Below are 19,975 nucleotides of genomic sequence, written 5' to 3' on the forward strand. Positions count from 1 at the left end.
CAGACGGCTCCGCGATGTGTCTTTAGATTTCAAAGAGTGTCCTGTGCACTCTTTACAAATTTTTGAATTCGCTCCGTCTTGCTGTCCCAAAAACTTAATACCGGACCTGATACACTATCTTGAATAAATGAGTGGATCAGAAAACCCGACGATTTCGTTCAGCAAGAAGGTTGATGACAAAGGGCGGCTCGTCATACCAAAAGAGCATCGTCAAGCACTCACCATTGAAGGGCGGGAAGCACTTGTCGAATTCGAGGCCAAGAAGGTAACCTATCTCGACGAAGACACCGGGGGTGACGCCTAGAGCTGACGCTCTGTGCGGCGAGGAAAGGGGAACAAAAGTATGGTTGTTGTTCCCCGTTCGATGGACATCTTGGCCGGATGGTCCATCTACTCCTTGCTTTCCTGAGTATTAGGGTCTTACTCATCCCGAAGCTACAGGTTGCACTTGCTGAATATCGTGTTATCGGCGGTGATGAGCCATGAGCGTCGATGATCTCGACGTGGACTGTCTCACTAACTACTTCTATCAACCCGCCCCAGAATGTTCTAACCCAGTTGAACCTGTCACACAACTACTAGCCAATAATTTAAGTCAATCCGCTGCACAAGACAAGCTATCAGCTAACGAAAGAAGATCCACTAAAAGGGGCAGGTGCCTAGACAACTCCTGCTTCTGTACGAAACGACATAAGCGTTTGCCTTCAGAGAGCCTCAGCTCTGTCTCTCACGGTAGAGATCGGAGTGGAACAAACTCGCTGAGCAACGAGAGTGTCGGCTACACCAACAGAATCCACGACAACAGAAACTGAAACACGATACATATGACTCAAGAGCGTAGTTCCAAACGACAGTCCGGGTGTGAAGTTCCCACGCCTCGCCCCGGATGTCGTTCTGCAGTATTCCTCAAGCGGATCAGTGAAGTGATCCTGCAAGGAGCGTGTGACTGAATGCTCCTATTAGTAGTGCCAACGTTGGTACTATTGATTCTTTCGCCGTCTAGCCGCAGGTCCATCTTCACTACATCCGCTTTATCGAAAGGCGGACAAAATGACGGTATCTTACGATAGAGAGAAACAACACTCGAATATTCGAAAGGTAGCTCCTGATGGATCCCTTTCGCCATCTGGTATCGTTGTCAACGATATCACGCCGAGAGTCACTGAGTGGATTCCGAAGCTGCTTGACGAACTACTTCCGTCTAGTCTTCACACAATTCGGAAGTTCATCTGCGAGATTGATCCACAGATCCTCAGACACGGACGCTATGGGTCGGTGTTGCCCGTTCTCCACGACAAGACCCTCGGGTACGGGCGACGAAGATCGAACGACCCCACGCAGGTATGGAGCGATAGCGAGGCAGAAGCTGTCGACTACCAGAACTCGCTGGTTGAGTTCGCAACCAAATACGCTGAGCCGTCAAAGGATGATCTCTCGACGTACCATCAGCAGCGATATCAAAAGCTCAAACAGCTACTGACGACTGTTGGGACTGGTAGAGGATCAATGAATGGTGGCCTCGAGTCACTTGCCAAGGGGCCTGTGCGTGTTCATCAGGAACTCGATGAGACTCCACAATCCATTACATTGATTCTTGACGGTGAATCGTGGACAGATCTCAGTGATCGTTCTACTGGTGTGCGAGCTCTCGCAGCGATTGTTGTCCTGGGGTCCGCATTTGATGTTCGATTAATCATCTCTCCGACTCTTGATGCTACCCTTGAGCGAGACTATCCAAACTGGTATGATGCTCATCTCAGTCTTACTGAGCGTGCTGATGGGTCCTGTATGGAGACTGTCTCTGATGGTGAGGAGACATTGGATAAACAACTCAAGCAGGTATGGGATATTATCAAAGAGCTCCCTGAAGTGTCTGGTCGACTCCGGCTCCTAGGGAACCTTCCTGTTAACGGAGAACGCGAATACCGTGATCTCAAGCAGGACGATGAGATCGGTGTCAAGTCGGGGACTATCGGACGCTACATTGTCGATCTAGAAGAAAGAGGGCTCGTAGACATTGATCGTCGAGGGCGGTACAATAGTGCGTCTCTCACGTCACTTGGCCAGCTTGCTGTCGAGGAGTTTCTCACTGCTGACTACCGGCTGATTCACCCCTCCCAGTCGACGTTGGAGACGGCTCTTACGCTGACCCCTCAGTCCGATGCAGGTACAGTGTATAGGGCGCAGGCAAGCACGGAAGGGGGGGATGGATTACCTCCGACAGCAACCGCCGAGGAGTGGCTCGCGACAACCGGCTCTCCAGCGAACGGCAACAGCTACGTCCAGTGGCTCAACGGCCCATCTGATGTCCTCGACGCTTGGGGAATGCACCAGCGATACGGTGCTAGCCGCCGAAACCCCGGGGTAAACCTCGCCGATGACCTCCTCTCGAAGTTCGACGACGGTCGAGTTTCCTATCTCAGCTGTTTCGACGACGATCTCCTCGTTATCTCTCAGTGGGGTGGGCCACTTCCCACACTAGGACGTATCGCGGGAGCCTTACTGAGCAACAAAGCACTGAGTAAGATACTCTCTCCGTCTGCCCTCGGTAACGAGTTCGAGGAGATCGATGATGCCGTGGTCGACAAACTCGACGAAAAGGCAGGAGATATTCTCCGGTGGGGCCATCAGATCGGGTGGTTCAGCGAGGACGAAGAACAGTATGATGACTGGAAAGACCGCATCAGCACTGTTCGGAGCCTCTGCCTCGAGAAAGTTGGAGAACTCACCAACAGCGACGATGTTGAGGCTCGAACTGAGTTGTTCCGAGACCTCCAGGGACTGATCGCTTCAGCAACCCAGCTGTACTACACCATTGACGTCGACGTGACGATCAACGTCCGAATGCCGGATACTGGGATGTTGGTTCGAGACGACAAACGCCTGAATGACTTCCTGGATTTCGCTCGGTACACGGTTCCCAAACAGTCTGTCTACGGGATCCACTCGGGATACCGAATGCTCCTGGAAGATCGCGAGCAGAAACTGAAAATGCGGCTGCCGTATGATGTTGATGAGGCCGATCCAACGATGCACCTGACCGCCTCATGGGTGTTTTCGGGGCCGACGATGACGGATCTCAAAGCAGACATAGAGGAGGCCATCGAACGGGAAGCAGGTGAGATTCGAGAAGCCATCGCTGACGGAACAGAGACTGCACCGGTGATGGAAATCCCAGTGCAGATCTCGAACACCTACACCGCAACTCGTGAGCTCATTGAGGAGTTCGCGACCTCGAAAGGCTACGAGGTGTCTTATCGCGGCGATATCCATGAGCGAGACGACGACCTAGAGCGTCTGACTCGGCTCTTTCTCCGGGTCTTGGGGACCGCTGATCGGCCTCATCGAGCGTGTCCTTCGGACGTCGCCGAAGCGATGCTGCATATTGCTCGGTCGACTCGGAGCTTCGATTTCATCAGCATCAAAGACATCTCCTACGGGCTGTCACAGCTCCCAACAGATCGGTTGCTTCCCGAACTCCCACCGACAGCGACGAAACTGCTGAAAACACTGCTCAATTCTCCGGATCCACTGGGCCGATCAGCAATCATCGAGAAGGCTGGAATCTCTGGGAGTAGCTACGATCGGTACATCAACGAACTGGCTGCGTGGGACATCATCGAACCGACCGAATCCGGGGGTCGACGGCAGTGGGAAGCCCACTTAGAGCCGTGGTGGAGTCCACAAAGCCATCACGAGGAGCCGTTTGGTGAACCAGATCCAGACACAGCGATCATTGACGCAACGTTCGCTCGTGATATTGGGAGTCGAGTGTTGTGCCACTACATTTCACACTACGATCTTCCAGAGTTAGAGGAGGTGTATATGAGTGGTTTATGCCCAATTAGTCCGGATGACGACATCCGGGTGTTATTCACACGCCATGCTCGGTTATCCCGGTGGTGGGCGTTCCTGTGGGGAGCGTATGCCGATGAGAGTGAACTCAAGACTGGTCCTTCAGAGGTCTCACCATCGTCAACAGGTATGATCCGTTTAGGTCGATTGGAAGTCGACACTCCTCAATCGCATCTCCGAGAAGTTTCATCGATGCCGTCTGACTGAGTATGTCCGGGTACACTCTCTGTCCAGGGTGGTACTAGAGAATCTGAAACGGTTGGTGCTGCTCTTTGCCAGTGAATTATACTGAGCGTAGTTTGTTGGCTCATCCAATAAGAACAGCGGAAGCAGTGGTGTGTGGCTCTATCAAAAAGCCAAAAATTCCGGCTCGAGAAGCCAGCTAACTGCGTTCTTCTCCGGAAGTAGTGGTGTGGTAGAGTACTCCTTATACAATTCACACACACCTAACCACGTTATTTAAAACCAAGAAGTAACGTTGATAGAAAACTCGGTTACGGGTGTGCAAGACTGTGAGTGTATGTGTTTCATTAGTCTAAGAGAGATAAGACCTCCTAGATGGGCAACACACCCCTCATATCGAATGTAAATGTGCTGATTACGAGTATTAGAAACGCTGTATAGTAGATCTTCTATGATTGTATAGACATTTACCCACTGATTCAAGATATGTTTCTCGCTTGATTATATGTTTATGAAGAAGAATTGTTGGTAAGCGCGTCTGGTATCGGAAGTACGGCTACTGGGGTGACCTACTCTCTTTGAGGATGGGGATTTTGTCTATCTAATCGGCATACTGTTCTTGAACCTCATGCTCTTCGGCGACCAATTTTTCGACCCCCGTTTTGATATCATGAGTAAGGACAGTGTGGCCGAGGTCGGTCAATATATACTCCATGAGTGTATTCCTTAGTACCTCTTGTTCACTGATGGTTGTTCGTGGCTATATCATGGCAAGCTGCGTTCACCACTACATTTATCCATGGTTAAGACGTGACTTTAGACACGCATGGCCACAGAAAAACCACGCTCTGACGAACCCCTCGATGATGAAGACCGTGTTATCGAAGAGCGTGCAGAGAAACTCGACGATGAAAATAATCTCGTCGACGTCGAAGACTTTCTAGACGATATCTGAGATCTATTTTCCGGGCCCTAATTGAGATTTTTTATACCCTCTCCGAGAAGATAGCAGTAATTGATGGGCATCTCGGAGTTCAAAGTTCTTGATGAAGATGTGTCGCAGGATCTTGCAGGATTCCAAGCCCACGAAGTCGACCGGATTAAATCGAAAATACAGGACATCAACACTGCTTGTGTTTTAGGTTCACGAGATCCACGTTTTCATCACGATTACACGAAGCTCGCTGGTGGCAGTGATAAATACACGTTCTATCGGAAGTGGGTTGGCCGTGATAAGTTCCGCCTCATCTTCGAAGTTTCTGGTGAGCGAATGGTGCTGGTCGCAGTCCTAAAAAAGGATGATCACGCCTACAATCCATCAGAGTACGCTCAAAGAATGAGCGAATTCGAAAGTGGAGATAGACAAGGCGAAATACCTTGATCTGGCGAGAATGTGTGTAGTCGGTCTGATTTGCTCAACAGACGACGGAAACGTGGGGTGGGTTCCCTGATACTAAATAGGTGGTATGACAATTATAGCACCCAATATTAGCACTCTAACAGCGGAAACGTGCTCTTCTCTCCCAACTCAAATTCTCATTGTACGTGCGTGAGATGTGATATTTCATTTCGGTAATCACAGCGCCCACACACCACATCCGAAGTGTATCTGCTGACATATTTTGGTCCGCTCAATGAGAACAGCGGAAGTAGTGGTGTCCCATCTGTGAGAAAAAATACTGGAAGTAATATGGTGTAGGTGATCGCGAAAGCACTGGAACCAGTGGGGTAGATTACTTATAAAAGAATGGGAGCATAGGAAACATTGGAAGTGGTGGTGTAGTAGATCGCTATAAGAACCTATCACTCTAGCAACGAAAATAGTGGTATGTATTTCTTATATTATGACCGACACCGACTGCGATAACGTCGCTGGTGTCGAAGATCCTGATATACACAAGCGATATCTATCGATCTCGCGCGTCCGGAACCGAATCAACGAAGAACTAGCTAGGGATGTCGAGATCCTCGAAGAGCATCACTCTGAGCTCCTGGAAGAACTGAAGGATGTCGTCTGCCTCGAAACAGATGGCGAAAATGATGACTGAGATTATCGAAGAGCACGCCCACGGTGTAAGATTGTTCGCGAGCCCTGTCGACGGTGACGAGGTCCGTTATCACTACGAGGGTCTGATGGATCGAATCAAGAGTTTCTATACTCCCGACAAGGCGCGGCTGTTTGCCGATGTGCAGACTGCTGTCGGCGACTTCCGAGAGGAGAAACCGGTGAACGGGGTGTACTACCCTCTGTTGCACAGTCCCGCAAAGATGTGCTGATGACCTACTACATGCCCAACCTACGATGTCAATCCAGTGGATCCTCAGACAATTCGATCTCCCTGAGGAGCGGGTTCGAGAGTACTAGCCTCACTTCGAGATCGTGCCGAGAAGCACTGAGAGAATGCTACCGATGAGTAACCGATCTGCTTCGGGGCAAATGTATCTCAGACAAAGAAATAGCTGAGTCCGACGCCGGTGTGTGATTTCTAGAAGAAACTTGTTACCGGGAAAGTTTATTTGCCTTTCATGTGAATGTTAACATATGTCTGAGGACACACAAAACCTCACAGACGAAATAATCTGGAATGCCTTCGACCGGATTGAGGGGTGTGTCCCTGATGGTGCCAAACCGAAAACGGAGGCTATAATCAGGCAGGTTTTTGGTCGTGTCGCAAAGTCCTCTAGAGTTCAGTAGTAACTGACTCCCGTGAAGGCGGGGTTGCCTCTGGTGTCCAAACCGAGGTACCCCATGCACGCCACAATCGACGTGCGGTTCGAACTGAGTATCGACGACGACAAAACGCTACCGCTCGCCACGCTTGCCGAGGCCGTCACTGACCAGAACCTCGAAGCAGTCCTTCTCGAATCGCTGGTCGAGAGCCTCGACGCCGCCAGCGTCGAGGCGCTCTGTGGTGAGAAACACGCACATGGCAACGGTGACCAGCGCTTCCAACGCGCCGGCACCGACACCCGCACAGCTGTCACAACTGCCGGAGAACACGAGTTCTCTCTCCACTACGTCGAAGATACAGCCGCTTCCCCAGACGAATCCAGCTACTTCCGGCCCGTCGAAGACGTTCTCGACTTCGACGGGCAGAACCGCTATCAGCAGGACATCGCCGCCAAAAGCGTCGATCTCGCTACCTCGCTCAGCTATCGAGACGCTGCCAATCACGGCGACAGCTTCGTCTCGATGCCGTCGCCGACCACCATCAACCGCCGTGCCAAGAAATACGGCCACAAGCTCAAACAGTTCCTTCCAGACTGTGTCGCTGGCACAGACGCTGACGCCGTCATTCCTGACGGGACAAAGTGCCACAGCCAAGACGACGACCGCTCGTCCCACTCCGTCCAAGCAACGCTCGGCGAAGACACCGCCGAAGAGTCACGCTCCCTGCTGGATCTGTCGGTCAACGCTGACTGGGACGAAACTGCCGCCGAACTCGATGATATCGGCGCAGTCACTGACGACGCGACGGTCGTCAGTGACGCTGATAGCGGCATCGTCACAGCCTTTACCGACGAAAACCGTGACCACCAGCTCGATCTCGTCCACGTCGGCCGAACGCTGGGTAACACCCTCTGGGACGATGGCGTCTTCTCCTTGGACCGTCGGAAGGAGATCGTTTCGGAGGTGATCGACGAGGTGTTCCATCTGAAGAACTCTGTGGCGAAGCATCGTCCAGCGGAGGAGTTCGCGGCGATCCGCTCGCGGATCGCGCGAACGAGAGAGCGATTAGAGAAGACAGCGTGGCAACTGGAGCAGTTCGGGTCAGCAAAGGCTGCAGGGTATCTTCGGCGGTGGCTGCCGTCGATTGTGACGTTCGCCGAGCACGCTGTCGAGGGGTTCGAGGTTCCGTGGACCTCGAACCCCGTCGAACGACTGATGGGCGAGGTCAGCAAGCGGTGCAAGAACCAGTGGATGCGCTGGACAGCAGAGGGATTGGAAGCGATACTCCAACTTCGGTTGGTGAAGTACGCCGACCCCGAGTACTACCAAGCGTTCCTCGACGAACTGCTCCAACGTTCGACCAAAACAGCAATCAACTGTGACCTCTCAATTGAGAGTACCAGCGGCAAAGTCTAGACCGCTTTGCAACACGACCAACAATTTGTACTTGGTGTATGTGTGGACTATATGAAGAGAATATTGGCAGTATTGTCTGTTTTGATTGTCATCCTATTCACTGTCGGAGGAATGGGTATAGTCACTGCAGACGGAGGCGGCAATGAAACTGGAACTCCCGAAGAGACCAGAGTCATTGTACAGCTAGCGGAGATCGAATCGTTCGACTCGAAAGAGGATTTGAAACAACAAACAAGAGATCGTCAGGAGCCGGTTCTAGATCACCTCGAGACCGTCGACGGGGTGACCGTCCAAGATCGATTGTGGATCACGAATACGATCCTAGTGACTGTCGACACAGATCGGGTGTCACTTGACCAACTCCGCCAGATCCCCGATGTCGAAAGCGTCGAACTGGATGAGAAGGTCAGCGGTGGAGACCCCATCCCGACAGTGAGCTCGCAAAGTACACCAGATGCAGAGACTACCTATGGTCTCGATCAAATCAATGCCCCCGAGACGTGGGAGCGGTTCGATACGAGAGGAGATGGAGTGACTATCGGAGTTATCGACGGTGGTGTCACCCCAGATCACGTCGCGATTGAACTCAATGGAGGCAATTCGGCGAACAACTACGAGGGCGGATGGCACACGCTCTATTACCCCAATGGATCGTTTACTAGTCTTGGTGAACGTGAAGGCGTGTCTGCACCTGCCCCATTCGACAGTAGTGGTCACGGCACTCACGTCTCAGGCACGGTTGTCGGTGGGAATCAGACCGGAACTGCAATCGGAGTTGCACCCGATGCTAAGCTCATTCATTCAACCGCGCTGTACAACGGTGATGGATATGCGTTCAATGTGCGTAAGTCATTGCAGTGGATGGCTGAGGAGGAACCCGATATCGTCAGTATGAGTCTGGGCCTAGATAGCCCAATAAGTACTCACATTGAAGCAATCGACACACTCCGATCGTTGGGTATTACAGTAGTTTCGTCGTCCGGCAACAGTGGGAACGGCCACATAGGTTTCCCTGCAGGGTACGAAACAGCCATTGCAGTGGGCGCAACGGATAGCTCAGGGCAGATTCCGTACTTTTCGAGCGGTGGAACATACCAACTCAGTGAGTATGAGAAAACAGCCGCGAAGGTCGGTGAATGGGACGACACTCAACTGACCCCTTACGTTGTCGCACCAGGGGATGGTGTTTACAGTGCGGATTACCAGAACCCGAACAGCCTCACACTGAAGTCCGGGACGAGCATGGCCGCACCACACGTTAGTGGAATCATCAGCCTCATGCTCTCAAACAACCCCAATCTCACTCCTGCACAGGTCCAGGAAGTACTACGACGGGGGGCCATTGACGCAGTCGGAGTGCCCGATGGGAGAAACACTCGATCTGGATACGGAGTAGCCAATGCATACACCTCACTAGCACTCAGTAATCCAGATGGCTTCGTGGGAGTCGAATCAGTCAATACGAACGATACTGTCGAGTATGGAGACACAATCGTTACGAAGGCCAATGTGACTAACGTGAACATCGTCGGGGATGCAGCGAGTCGGACGGTGACCTACTCCGTCAATGGAACTCAAATCGGATCGGAAAACGTCAATCTCGGTTCTGAAGAATACAAGGAACTGATCTTTGAATATCAGACCAGTGAGGCGGATACCGGCGTCAACGAAGTCGTCATTGAGACAGGGGACGTAACTAGAACGGTCAACGTAACGGTCGCAGGGCCAGCCGAGTTCGAACCGACTCTCAATACTTCAGATGTCGCTGGTCCGTTTGTCATCGGCGAAATAGCTGAGTTCAACGTCTCGGTCGAGAACGTCGGAGATATCGCTGATACGGGCAACCTCAGCCTCTACATCAACGATTCGCTCGTCGTGAGTGGTAATTCGAATATCCCTTCACTTGCTCCTGGAGAAAGCACAGATATCGAGTTTGATTACACGCCAATCGAGGCAGACCAACCACAAATAAACGTTACAGCAGCAACCGACACGAGACAATCCGAGCAGTGGGTCGAGGTAGCCAAACCTGCGGCGTTCGAGCCAACAGTCAATACGGTAGCCACAAGCGACTTCATTGCCGGTGACAACGCAACGGTCAGCGTTGATGTTCTCAATACCGGTGGAGTCGCCGGAACTGGTGATCTCGACCTCTACATCAACGAGACTCGAATCGTGGATGGATCTTCAAACATCCCTGAAACCGACGCTGGTGCAACGTCGACAGTGAACTTCACCTACAAGGTGACCGACGATGATTACCCTGTTCTGAACGTCACTGCGAGTACGCCATCGGCTCAAAATGAGACGATGATCGACGTATTGCGACCAGCGGAGTCAGTCACTAAGATCACCTCAGTAAACACGCCCGTTGAATCTGAGGATGTCAACGTGACCGTCGAGGTCTCCAACCGGGGCGACTTCGAGCTATCACAGAACGCTACGGTCAGCGTAGACGGGATTGGGTCGAACTCAACGCTCGTCGATGTTGCAGGGAGAGATTCTGCTGTGGTCTCGCTTACGATCCCGACCAGCACGGGTGACTATGGAAGCTATACAGTCAACGCTTCAACGCCGAACAGCACCGATTCACTCCCACTGATCATCGACCGACAGGCAACGTTCGATGCCAAGGTTGAGAGCATCAATACCTCTGTGAGCGCCGGAGAAACCATTGTCGCAGAGATTGATGTCGAGAATATCGGGGACGTCTCCGATACACAGACCGTCTCGTTCTCGGATGAAACGAGCGGAGTCCTTGAGTCGGAAGATGTGACACTCGCAGCCGGAGACAACAGTACCCTCACGTTCGAGCGAGAGACTGGTATCAATGACATTGGCGACGTGAAGCTCACGGCCGCTACTGACTACACAAGCGTCTCCAAGACCGTCACGGTCAACGATCCGAACCCGGCGACGATCACAGCTGTCGAAGCCGAACAGGACACCGCAAACGATGTAGTCGTGGTCAATGGAACGGTCGAACCGGGGAGTCTCCCGGTCGACAGTGTACTTCTCGGAGTAGAGGCGACATTCACATCCTACAGCACCGAAAAGGCTGTCAATGGTGATGTGAGCGATGGCGGAGAGTTCAGCACTCAGATCCCAACAAGCGACCTCGTAGGCGACGGCAATTACACGGCTATCGCGATGGCAGTCGACAACGTCAGTTACGAAGTCACAGCCTCTGGATCGGAAGTCGCCGTCGATACCACCCCACCGAAGGTGCAACTCGACACAGACAGTCTTTCGACAGGCAACGGAGACCTGCTAATCGAAGCTAACGAAGCCTTCGAGATCACGGATGTCGTGATCGAAGCAGACGATCAGACAGACCGAAGCCCGTCGGCCAGTGCGGTCCCCGATGGGCTCAACGCTAAAGAGAATACGGTCAGAATCACCTTCGACAGTAGCCAGTCGGCGACTGCCGGAATCAGTATCTTCAACGTTACAGTCGATGCGAAAGACGGCAACAATAATACCGTCACAGAAACGCTCAACGCCACCATCGACAACTACCAGATCATCAACGGGGAGGGAACAGTCAACCCCGGTACTACGAGTCAGATCGATGTACTCGGCAATACAACGCAGATTGGTAGTACGACGAGTCGAGATGCAACAGTCAGTAGCAGCCGAACGTCACCCATTGGAACAGAGCTCGCAGCGAATCAATTCAGTGGCGGGTTCGTCAACGTCAACGATATCGGCCTCAGTGACTCGGAGCTTGAGAACGCGACTATCACAATCCCAGTCTCCGAACTCAACCAGAACACCATCAGCGGCTTCGACAAAAACGAGCTGGTGATCCTGAAATCCGAAGACGGTAGCTCAGATTACCGCGAGATCAATACCGAATACAACGCGACCTCAAACGAACTCGTTGCAGTCGTTGATGGATTCAGCCAATTCGGTGCGGGTGGAGTGGATACCACTGCACCAACAGTCGACACCATCGACGTTTCACCAAGTACCTCCGTTGAAGCCAACGAGGGTCCAGTGAACATCAGTTTCGAGTACACTGATCAGCACTCGTCGATCAACGTCAGCGAGACAAGCATCTCTGCCGACGTTAGCAACAGCCGTTATACGACGAGTATCACCGCCGGAAAGGGAACGTTCAACGTGAGTGGCCTATCGGCCGGTGAAACGATCGTCGTCACACTGACCGTAGCCGACACAGCCGGGAACTCGAAAGAGCAAGAAGTGACCATTGAGGTTGCCAGCAACAACAATGGGGGTGGCGGTGGCAGTGGCGGAAGTGCCAGCGGAGGCGGTGGGGGCGGCGGAGGCGGCGGAGGCAGTGGTGTTCCGTCTGCACGGCCAACGCCGATCCCGGACGACGTCCACACCATCGTCAGAGCCAAAGGCAAGATCAATGGCGGCGAAGAGGTCAGCGTCTCTGAACCGGGTGATTTCGTCACCAACCCTGTCATCGAGACCGTGATCTTCAATGAGCCGGGTCTGGCCGGAGTGATCGAAGTACGAGACTACAGTGATGTACCATCCAGAGCAGGTCGGCCGCCGGGAGACATCATCTCTGCCAATGAGGTCATGGTTCCGTACTCGCTCAGAGACAAGCAAGCAACACTCAGATTCAATCTGATGAAGCTCGAAAATCCAGGGTTCGATCTGGACGAACTGGATCGAGATACGCTGACTGTGTGGTACGAAGAAGACGGTGAGTGGAGCGCACTGGAGACAACGGTGGTCGAGGACACCGAGGACAGTTTCGTAGTCGAAGCTGAAACTGACGGGTTCTCGCACTTTGCAGTGACAAACGCTCTTGCAGAGGAAGGCGAAATCGTAGAGGAAACCGAGACCAGTCAAGAAGAAGAAGAGACTAACGACGACACACCAGGGTTCGGATTCGTGGCCGCCATCATCGCGCTGTCGTCACTCGGTGTCGCACTGCGACTAAAATCACCGTAGAAGGCCGTTACACCTTCAATTCCATTTTCTAGGATAGGTAGTTGGCGTCGGACCAATACCAATGCGCTTCTCTATATATTCTGCGAGAAAGAACCACGCCGTTTACAGCTGAGAGGAAGTCACTCGATATTTAGTGCGATTACCGTCTTCGTATCCTCATCTTTGTTTTTAGGCGAACAATGCCAGAGATAGGCCGGGAATATAATCACATCTCCCTCAGTGGCGTTTGGCTCTATAACAGCTCCATCATTCGTTTGGAATAGTGTCGGTTTAGAATCCTCTGGCAGTTCGACATAATATACAGCGGCCCAACCGCACTTTTTGTGGATATGCCAATCGTGGGCGTTATTTTTACTGTACCGTTGAAACCACGAATCTTTGATTTCAAGCTCTACGTCCTGATCGCTGTCCTCATGTAAGACTATTTTTTCAAGTCCTGCAGCAAGACACTTGGCTAAATCCTCACCTATGAAATCCATATATTCTCCCTTATGCTGGTCAGCTATATGATAATCTGTAGAAAGGAGGTTTGAACCATCCATCGCATCTTGTGCAGCAATAGAATTATCCAGGATTTCCAGTAATTTTTCTTTGCGCTGATGATGCCCCTCAAAAGGCACAATTACATAGGGCATTTCAATACTGTGGACTTCAATCTCGCTTGTCTTTTGTGACATTGTGATTTTACGATCTCCGTTTGACTACATCTAATTTGATTAAAGTAGTCTTACTGTCGTAATATATCACCACTATGTATAAGTTTTTTCTCCCGCATTTCCATACAAGCAGGTTGTCGACTCCCAAACGCTTCGCAAGGGGAAAATAAAAATGCCTCTACAGTGATGCGAATTCACAGAAATTTTATTGCGTAGTGTGTGGCGCTCGGTGTCGCACTTCGACTGAAGTTCTAAAACCAATCACTGGTTCCATTTTTGCCCTGATATGTGCGGCGAGCGGTAGTGCCAGCTATTCAATCGCCGGAGAGTAAAACAGGTGAGCAAAGCAAATTCTAGTTCGAGCAGCGACAGTGAAAGCATAGAACCGATTGTAGGGTGTCTAAAATCCGCAAGTCGCGTTACAGGGTACGGATTGCCGAAGATCTTCATCGGGTGGGTCGATATGGTCCTACTATCCTTCCAAGGAAACAGTGGCGAGTATGTGGAGGCTCTCGACGATATTGTCCCGGATCACTGTAGCGATGAGGATCGAGAGATGGTTGCGATGGAGTTCGCCAAAGCGTTTGGGCATCTACTGTCGGTAACCTGCGACAAGCAGAGACCAGTGATAGGGGACATCTATGAGGCCGTAGGAGCGAACTCGGATCGGTTGGGACAGCATTTCACACCGTGGAGGCTCTGTGAATTGACGGCTGGGCTTGATATCAAATCGTCCGATATAGAGGCGGCCACTCCTGACAACCCAATCGAGTCTCACGACCCAACCTGCGGGAGCGGTCGGATGCTGATAGCCCACGCGAAGGCCATTCACAAGAGAGACCCTACAGCACCGGTCTTCGTGACGGGCGTCGACATAAGCCGTGTCTGCGCTCAGATGGCGGTCATCAATCTGATTCTCGCAGGAACGTCAGGATCGATTATATACGGAGACTCGCTGACAATGGAGTATCACACGCAATGGGTGGTCAACTTCCGAGGAAATGAAGCGAGTGTGAGCCGTATCGACGATCCGAAAGGGGACTCTGAATAGAACCAGTTTGTAGCTAACAAAATTTCGAGCGTCCAGAGGAGTTGCGAATGGTGGGTTTCACATTCATGACCTTAGACAGCATTTTGAGAGGCTGGAAGAAAGTCTTATATTGTTGGTTTTAGATTATGTCATCAACAGACAGGTGGACGAATATACCGCCTACAGCAGCCAATGCAACGATCACACCAAGCTCACCAGATAAGAAGCTCAACTGGGGGACAAATCCCTTGAGCAGGCCAAGAGAAAAATAGGATACAATGCCGACAAAGAACGCAAAAGCTGGTGAGTGTGTGAATCCTCTATGAGTCAAAGAATTATCGAACAGATCTCCTCCGAAAAGAAGTGCTACGACTCCTCCGATAAGGATAACACCACTCCCTAATACGCTGGGGTCCCCTGAAATAGCAATACCGACAACCCTTCCAATCCCATCAACAAAACGAGGAGCTACCGTAGGAAGTAGTAAGATCAACGCAATAATACCTATACTAGCGTACTTTCCAGCAGTCTGTCGTGGTATCGAGTCTTGATGATCTATATCTGGGACCAACGATGTTAACAACGCGTAAGCCGATGCTACAAGTGCTGTAAGTATGATATAGTCAGTGGGCGCACGTAGTTGGAACGCGGTAAAGCTACTGATGACAATAACAAACAGTGCGTACTTTTTACCAGCCGAGAGGTGTTGGTCGAAATTCCCCATATCAGGACTTAGAACCGACCATACATAAGATGTCGAGACGGTTGACATTACCAACGAATGGTAGACTGAGTCCTCTGAGATAATTCCACACAAACTGCATCTCGAAAAGAGGTCATGAACGTTTCCTGTCGTTCGCAACTTAACTCCAGATCTCCGTATAGCAACATACAATATACAATCTCCAAAAAGCACCTGAACGCGAGGTAGACAACCTCTACGACACGTTGAGCGTGTGGTGGTTTCCGATGATTAGAACGGAGTCAGTTTCCGAATACTTGTGCCAACTCCTCTCGCATGGCACGGCGACCCTTTCGGCGGTCTTCTTCGGAGAGGTAATTCGAGTAGACAATCTCGGCGCTCGACGAGCCCTGATCAGAAGCAATGCCGCCCAGTTGTTCGACGAACGCTTCCGTCGCGTCACTGTAGATCGAATACCAAAACCTACGGCCCATCTTCGCCGTCGGTGTCGCTCCGTCGACGGTCGCACCAGCATCCTCTGCCAGTTTCTTGAACCGGTTATTGACTGTCTCGGCGGTTATATGCCCACTGCTGGATCGCTTCGAGGGGAATAGATATCCGTTCCAGTCCTCCGTGGCAAGAGTCTCGATACGCTGTTCGAGGACATCTTGACCGAATAGCAGCGAGACAGATCCCGGCCCATTCTTCCGCTCATCGAAGGTGATGTGCGGGTCGACGGCATCATCTACTGCGTCGAGGTCTCCATCTTCAGCTGCGTACACGACAGTCTGGGTGGTTCGGTCGGCCGTCACTTGGACCTCTACTGCAGGGCGACCGTCGAGGGGAAAACGGAGCCGGCCATCGTAGTCTGTGGTCCCGATCTCTTCTCCGTCAACCGATACCGTCGCGTTCTCGACAGCCGTACCGTCGGTGGTCACAGCCAGCAGCACGATTCCGTTATCCAGTGTTGCATCCAGGGAGAGGTCGCCGGAGCCGAGAACGAACTGAGATACGTGGGCAGACCCCACCTCATTAGGACGTAAACCCCATGCTCCGAGCGCGAGAACCAGCAGTCGATCCTCGTTCGAGCCGGTCGACTCGTAGATATCACGCATACCAGCCCGATCAACCGTGAGGTTGTCGCTGTCCTTTCGCTCCCAGTCGTACTGCTTCGAGACGCGATCAATCGGGTTGAACTCCGCCCCGAAGAACTCCACGAGATGCTCGTAGAACTGCCGGACCACGTCGCAGTACTTGAGTTTCGTACCGTTGGTTGAGAGCTCATCGTTGAACTCATCGAACACCTGCATACAGCGGCGGAGTTCGTCTGACTCGTTATCTGGATCGTCCAGGTGTTCCAAGAGATCGGCCGACCCGTGATGTTTCTCGTACTTTCGAGCGAACTGGGCCAGCTTGTACTTCCGGCTGCGGGTGGTGCTGTCGGCGAGGTTTCGCCGATCGGCCTTCGCTTCGAGGAACTCTTGAATCGCGTCGACGGTTGGCTCGTGGCAAATACCCCAGTCGTAGCCGTCTCCTTCGTCGTCATCAACGTCTCCGACGACCTCGACAAAGAACTCGTTGAGCGAGAGGTCGTGATGCTCGCGAAGGGCGTACGCCATACCGGAGTAGCCTTGCTCAGTGAGCCATTCGTAGGTTGGAGTCGTTTCAGTGGGGTCGAGATCGTCCTGAAGCATCTCCGGGTAGATCGTCCCGCGATAGAAGCCGAGGAACTCGTCGAGAGACATCTGACTCCAATTGTGACGATTTTGGCTCATAGAAGGCCACTCGCTGTGTTCCGGGGTAATTCTAAATCTCTCATTTTCAGTACAGAGAGACTATCTTACAATTTTATAATGTTTTTGCTTATTCGTGAGTCCTATACTAGACTCTCGATCCAAGTAATCTCAAAAGGGGCCGTAGAATGCCTCTGACCGGCGATTAGATTATTAACACGAATGGTTGATTTATTTTGCTATTCTATCTGTCCTGTCTGTATAATGACTAAGCAATATTGAAGCATCTCCACGTCCTACAACGATTATGGAACACCGGGCTGCCGCTGTAGCCAGTCGTGGAATAGAGCTCGCACTGCAGCGGGAACCGTTCACTGCCGACGACGTCCGCCGCGGCGTCGACGATCCGCCCTCGAGGGCGACCGTCTACCGAGTGCTTCACCAGCTCCAGGAAGACGAGTGGATTGAGCAGCGGGGCAATGGCTGGCACCCAGACGTGAAGGCTCAGATGCTGTCGGGAAAAGAAAAGCGAGATCGTGGGTTCAGTATCGACGTCGACGATATCCTCTGACGAACTCGCCTCGACCACGATGATGCTTATTCGGCGTATCTCTTCGCGATGTTGATCGCGGCGTTCACATCGGCGTGGACTTCATATCCACATCGTCGACAAGAAAACTCAGTTCCATCTCGAAATTCCGGTATTGCTTGACCACACTTCCGACAGGTGATGCTCGTGTCCTTGGGGTCGACGGTCTCGACGGGAATCCCTTCGGCAGTTGCCTTGTAGCAGATTTTCTCCTGCAGGTCAGCAAACGGCCAATCGTGAATCGGATCGTCGGCCGTCTCGCGGTAGTGAGTGAGATCCTCAAGAACCAACACCGAAGGTTCGTGCTCGACGGCAAACTCAACGACACGCCGAGAGGCCGTATCGAGTGTCTGTTCGGTGTATCTACGATGTTCATCCCGACACTGGCTGAGAGCGCGGAGATCACCTTTTTCCATGAGGCTGGTACGTTTCTGCTTGAATTGCTCGCGGTAGTGTCGGAACTCAGCACCAGACTCCATTTCAACGCTTTCTACATCACTGTCGCCGTCGACTGCTGCAACGCTGTATAGCACGTTCTCACCGATGTCCACGCCGATCACTGTCGACACGTCCTCTGCCTCATACACCTCAACCTCCCACTTGATAGCAACGTGGGCGCGGAGGTCGCCATCATCGGACAAGTGCAACTCGCACGATCCTGTTTCTGCTTCATCCTCGAACACCCGTCGAAGGTATTTCTCGGTGTGTGGGTTCAATGAGATACCAAACCAGACTGCGTCATATGGGATGAAACTCGCTTTCAGGCCGTATCCAGATCCATTATCGGCAATCTCGAAATCTTGGCTACACAACTGCATGAACGACCCATTACCGAGGTCGGGCCGGTCACCCGCCGATCCGTTTGAGCTGTGGGAATCGTACATTGCGATTGCATGGTAAGCCGCATCCCGGGCTACGCTACTCTTGATTGCTGAGTCGGCAAATTCACGCTTGACAAGGTTGTAGAATGCTGGATTGTTCCGTGTCCGTTCGTACTCCGGGATAGACGGCATGATATCTCCAAAGAACCCCGCGATTCTCTGAAATTCCTCAATGCCAATTGTGACTTTCTTGTTTTTCGCCTCACTCGTTTCGAGATCCAATACCACTGTCTGAACGACCGTTTCAGTATGTGTATCCGCAGAGAAACTGTTTATTGATCTCTGTCCGTCAGTCATTGCTTGTTATTGAGTCAACATATGGAAAAGTTTATTGTAGGTGCTCCAATACAATGAGAGCAAGCGGAAGTGGGTATATCTCACACTTCGCAACGGGGCACTTCGCCCCGCAGTCCGGTTGATGTTACCGGATGAAGCCTGCCCGCCGTCAAGCTCGGCCAGTGCGCGACTGGCTTGAATGCATGGACACGGATCATTTGTCCGCGTTGCCACGCCGAGATAGGCGAAAAGAACTGCATAGACAGCAGTCGGCTCAAGGTAGTACTATACCAACAACGGTTGAGGCACAGGGATCACAACCCAACGCGGCCTCGGAAATTACAAACCGTGTGCCCAGTTCTCCTGGGGGGAAGGAACACGTCACGCCATGAGCAGGCACCCCACCGTATTACAGGCTGGTACTTCAACCGGCCGAAAAACGGAAAAAGAAAATCATACTCATACAAACTCTGTAGTCGACCCCCACACCTTTGAGGTGTATTGATGGTCGACTGAGTTGTCAACCTATTACTCCCTGGTAGAGAGGTTGAAACCGCCACTTTAGGCATGGTTTCAGACCAACCCTCGTGGGGTCGGAGGCTCCGAGCTTCGGACTGCGATATGACCCGCGTTAGTTTCAGACCAACCCTCGTGGGGTCGGAGGTAAGTTACCGTCAACGAGATAATCAATGATATGAAGTTTCAGACCAACCCTCGTGGGGTCGGAGGCGCTTCCTGCGGGGTTTCACGACGGGTCGCTGGTAGTTTCAGACCAACCCTCGTGGGGTCGGAGGGTGAACAAAGCCGCCAACTACGCAACCATCAGTGGGTTTCAGACCAACCCTCGTGGGGTCGGAGGAGATTCCGATGGTGATGGCACAAGTGGCGTAATAGTTTCAGACCAACCCTCGTGGGGTCGGAGGGAATAATAGACACTAACAGCAAGGTCCACCGTCTTGTTTCAGACCAACCCTCGTGGGGTCGGAGGACCGGGAGTTTGTGGTACTTCGCGGGGCCGTCGCCGGTTTCAGACCAACCCTCGTGGGGTCGGAGGGGTGAGTGTTGCGTCCG

15 protein-coding genes and 1 CRISPR repeat array (1 of these 16 only partly in view) are annotated in these 19,975 nt (G+C 52.2%); of the genes, 11 read left to right on the forward strand and 4 right to left on the reverse strand.

Annotated elements, in window-relative coordinates:
• Window positions 1-127 precede the first annotated feature (127 nt).
• The 9 genes from HALTADL_RS17700 (at window position 128) to HALTADL_RS07405 (ending at window position 13,057) form a co-directional block, all read left to right on the forward strand.
• A complete protein-coding gene (locus HALTADL_RS17700; protein WP_177171939.1) occupies window positions 128-304 on the forward strand; it encodes a division/cell wall cluster transcriptional repressor MraZ in 177 nt (58 codons plus the stop codon).
• A gap of 1,484 nt (window positions 305-1,788) precedes the next feature.
• On the forward strand, window positions 1,789-4,062 hold the full coding sequence (locus HALTADL_RS07380) for a plasmid replication protein RepH (RefSeq protein ID WP_245708450.1): 2,274 nt from the start codon (window positions 1,789-1,791) through the stop codon (window positions 4,060-4,062).
• Between the two features lie 802 nt (window positions 4,063-4,864).
• Entirely contained in the window at window positions 4,865-4,993 is a 129-nt protein-coding gene (locus tag HALTADL_RS17705; RefSeq protein WP_265472944.1) for a hypothetical protein, read from the forward strand.
• A gap of 63 nt (window positions 4,994-5,056) precedes the next feature.
• A complete protein-coding gene (locus tag HALTADL_RS07385; RefSeq protein WP_089673052.1) occupies window positions 5,057-5,419 on the forward strand; it encodes a type II toxin-antitoxin system RelE family toxin in 363 nt (120 codons plus the stop codon).
• A 463-nt stretch (window positions 5,420-5,882) separates the two neighbouring features.
• Window positions 5,883-6,086, forward strand: coding sequence for a hypothetical protein (locus HALTADL_RS07390; RefSeq protein ID WP_089673051.1), 204 nt, complete (start codon window positions 5,883-5,885; stop codon window positions 6,084-6,086).
• Window positions 6,076-6,315 carry a hypothetical protein gene (locus tag HALTADL_RS07395; RefSeq protein ID WP_245708448.1) on the forward strand — a complete coding sequence of 80 codons (240 nt, stop codon included), beginning with the start codon at window positions 6,076-6,078 and terminating at the stop codon, window positions 6,313-6,315. The genes HALTADL_RS07390 and HALTADL_RS07395 overlap by 11 nt, the downstream gene beginning before the upstream one ends.
• 265 nt (window positions 6,316-6,580) lie before the next feature.
• Entirely contained in the window at window positions 6,581-6,733 is a 153-nt protein-coding gene (locus tag HALTADL_RS17280; protein WP_162551690.1) for a hypothetical protein, read from the forward strand.
• A gap of 54 nt (window positions 6,734-6,787) precedes the next feature.
• Window positions 6,788-8,125 (forward strand): ISH6-like element ISHla10 family transposase, encoded by a 1,338-nt coding sequence (locus HALTADL_RS07400; RefSeq protein WP_100190878.1) that lies wholly within the window; start codon window positions 6,788-6,790, stop codon window positions 8,123-8,125.
• A 219-nt stretch (window positions 8,126-8,344) separates the two neighbouring features.
• The gene (locus HALTADL_RS07405; protein ID WP_162551691.1) at window positions 8,345-13,057 is read left to right on the forward strand and encodes a S8 family serine peptidase; all 4,713 of its coding nucleotides are present in this window, start codon (window positions 8,345-8,347) and stop codon (window positions 13,055-13,057) included.
• 119 nt (window positions 13,058-13,176) lie between these two features.
• Here HALTADL_RS07405 and HALTADL_RS07410 read toward each other — a convergent pair whose 3' ends face one another.
• Window positions 13,177-13,734 (reverse strand): putative 2OG-Fe(II) oxygenase, encoded by a 558-nt coding sequence (locus HALTADL_RS07410; protein ID WP_089673872.1) that lies wholly within the window; start codon window positions 13,732-13,734, stop codon window positions 13,177-13,179.
• A 442-nt stretch (window positions 13,735-14,176) separates the two neighbouring features.
• Between HALTADL_RS07410 and HALTADL_RS07415 the strand changes: the two genes are divergently transcribed.
• On the forward strand, window positions 14,177-14,764 hold the full coding sequence (locus tag HALTADL_RS07415) for an N-6 DNA methylase (protein WP_089673871.1): 588 nt from the start codon (window positions 14,177-14,179) through the stop codon (window positions 14,762-14,764).
• 118 nt (window positions 14,765-14,882) lie between these two features.
• On the opposite strand, the gene HALTADL_RS07420 is transcribed toward HALTADL_RS07415, so the two are convergent.
• Window positions 14,883-15,467 (reverse strand): metal-dependent hydrolase, encoded by a 585-nt coding sequence (locus HALTADL_RS07420; protein ID WP_162551692.1) that lies wholly within the window; start codon window positions 15,465-15,467, stop codon window positions 14,883-14,885.
• Window positions 15,468-15,727: 260 nt separating this feature from the next.
• A complete protein-coding gene (locus tag HALTADL_RS07425) occupies window positions 15,728-17,170 on the reverse strand; it encodes a hypothetical protein (protein ID WP_089673869.1) in 1,443 nt (480 codons plus the stop codon).
• Between the two features lie 295 nt (window positions 17,171-17,465).
• Here HALTADL_RS07425 and HALTADL_RS07430 point away from each other — a divergent pair, with 295 nt between their 5' ends.
• Window positions 17,466-17,729, forward strand: a complete 264-nt coding sequence (locus tag HALTADL_RS07430) for a hypothetical protein (RefSeq protein WP_089673868.1) — start codon at window positions 17,466-17,468, stop codon at window positions 17,727-17,729.
• A 26-nt stretch (window positions 17,730-17,755) separates the two neighbouring features.
• On the opposite strand, the gene HALTADL_RS07435 is transcribed toward HALTADL_RS07430, so the two are convergent.
• A complete protein-coding gene (locus HALTADL_RS07435; RefSeq protein WP_089673867.1) occupies window positions 17,756-18,925 on the reverse strand; it encodes an RNA-guided endonuclease InsQ/TnpB family protein in 1,170 nt (389 codons plus the stop codon).
• A gap of 549 nt (window positions 18,926-19,474) precedes the next feature.
• Window positions 19,475-19,975: direct repeats of the CRISPR family, unit length 30 nt; unit sequence GTTTCAGACCAACCCTCGTGGGGTCGGAGG (it continues 568 nt past the right edge of the window).

The organism is Halohasta litchfieldiae (assembly GCF_002788215.1).
GTDB classification, from domain to species: Archaea; Halobacteriota; Halobacteria; order Halobacteriales; family Haloferacaceae; genus Halohasta; species Halohasta litchfieldiae.

Bases quoted from the DNA above. Each gene is read 5' to 3' on its own strand.
- HALTADL_RS17700 (WP_177171939.1), top strand. From the start codon at position 128: ATGAGTGGATCAGAAAACCCGACGATTTCGTTCAGCAAGAAGGTTGAT.
- HALTADL_RS07380 (WP_245708450.1), top strand. From the start codon at position 1,789: ATGGAGACTGTCTCTGATGGTGAGGAGACATTGGATAAACAACTCAAG.
- HALTADL_RS17705 (WP_265472944.1), top strand. From the start codon at position 4,865: ATGGCCACAGAAAAACCACGCTCTGACGAACCCCTCGATGATGAAGAC.
- HALTADL_RS07385 (WP_089673052.1), top strand. From the start codon at position 5,057: ATGGGCATCTCGGAGTTCAAAGTTCTTGATGAAGATGTGTCGCAGGAT.
- HALTADL_RS07390 (WP_089673051.1), top strand. From the start codon at position 5,883: ATGACCGACACCGACTGCGATAACGTCGCTGGTGTCGAAGATCCTGAT.
- HALTADL_RS07395 (WP_245708448.1), top strand. From the start codon at position 6,076: ATGATGACTGAGATTATCGAAGAGCACGCCCACGGTGTAAGATTGTTC.
- HALTADL_RS17280 (WP_162551690.1), top strand. From the start codon at position 6,581: ATGTCTGAGGACACACAAAACCTCACAGACGAAATAATCTGGAATGCC.
- HALTADL_RS07400 (WP_100190878.1), top strand. From the start codon at position 6,788: ATGCACGCCACAATCGACGTGCGGTTCGAACTGAGTATCGACGACGAC.
- HALTADL_RS07410 (WP_089673872.1), bottom strand. From the start codon at position 13,734: ATGTCACAAAAGACAAGCGAGATTGAAGTCCACAGTATTGAAATGCCC.
- HALTADL_RS07415 (WP_089673871.1), top strand. From the start codon at position 14,177: ATGGTCCTACTATCCTTCCAAGGAAACAGTGGCGAGTATGTGGAGGCT.
- HALTADL_RS07420 (WP_162551692.1), bottom strand. From the start codon at position 15,467: ATGGGGAATTTCGACCAACACCTCTCGGCTGGTAAAAAGTACGCACTG.
- HALTADL_RS07425 (WP_089673869.1), bottom strand. From the start codon at position 17,170: ATGTCTCTCGACGAGTTCCTCGGCTTCTATCGCGGGACGATCTACCCG.
- HALTADL_RS07430 (WP_089673868.1), top strand. From the start codon at position 17,466: ATGGAACACCGGGCTGCCGCTGTAGCCAGTCGTGGAATAGAGCTCGCA.
- HALTADL_RS07435 (WP_089673867.1), bottom strand. From the start codon at position 18,925: ATGACTGACGGACAGAGATCAATAAACAGTTTCTCTGCGGATACACAT.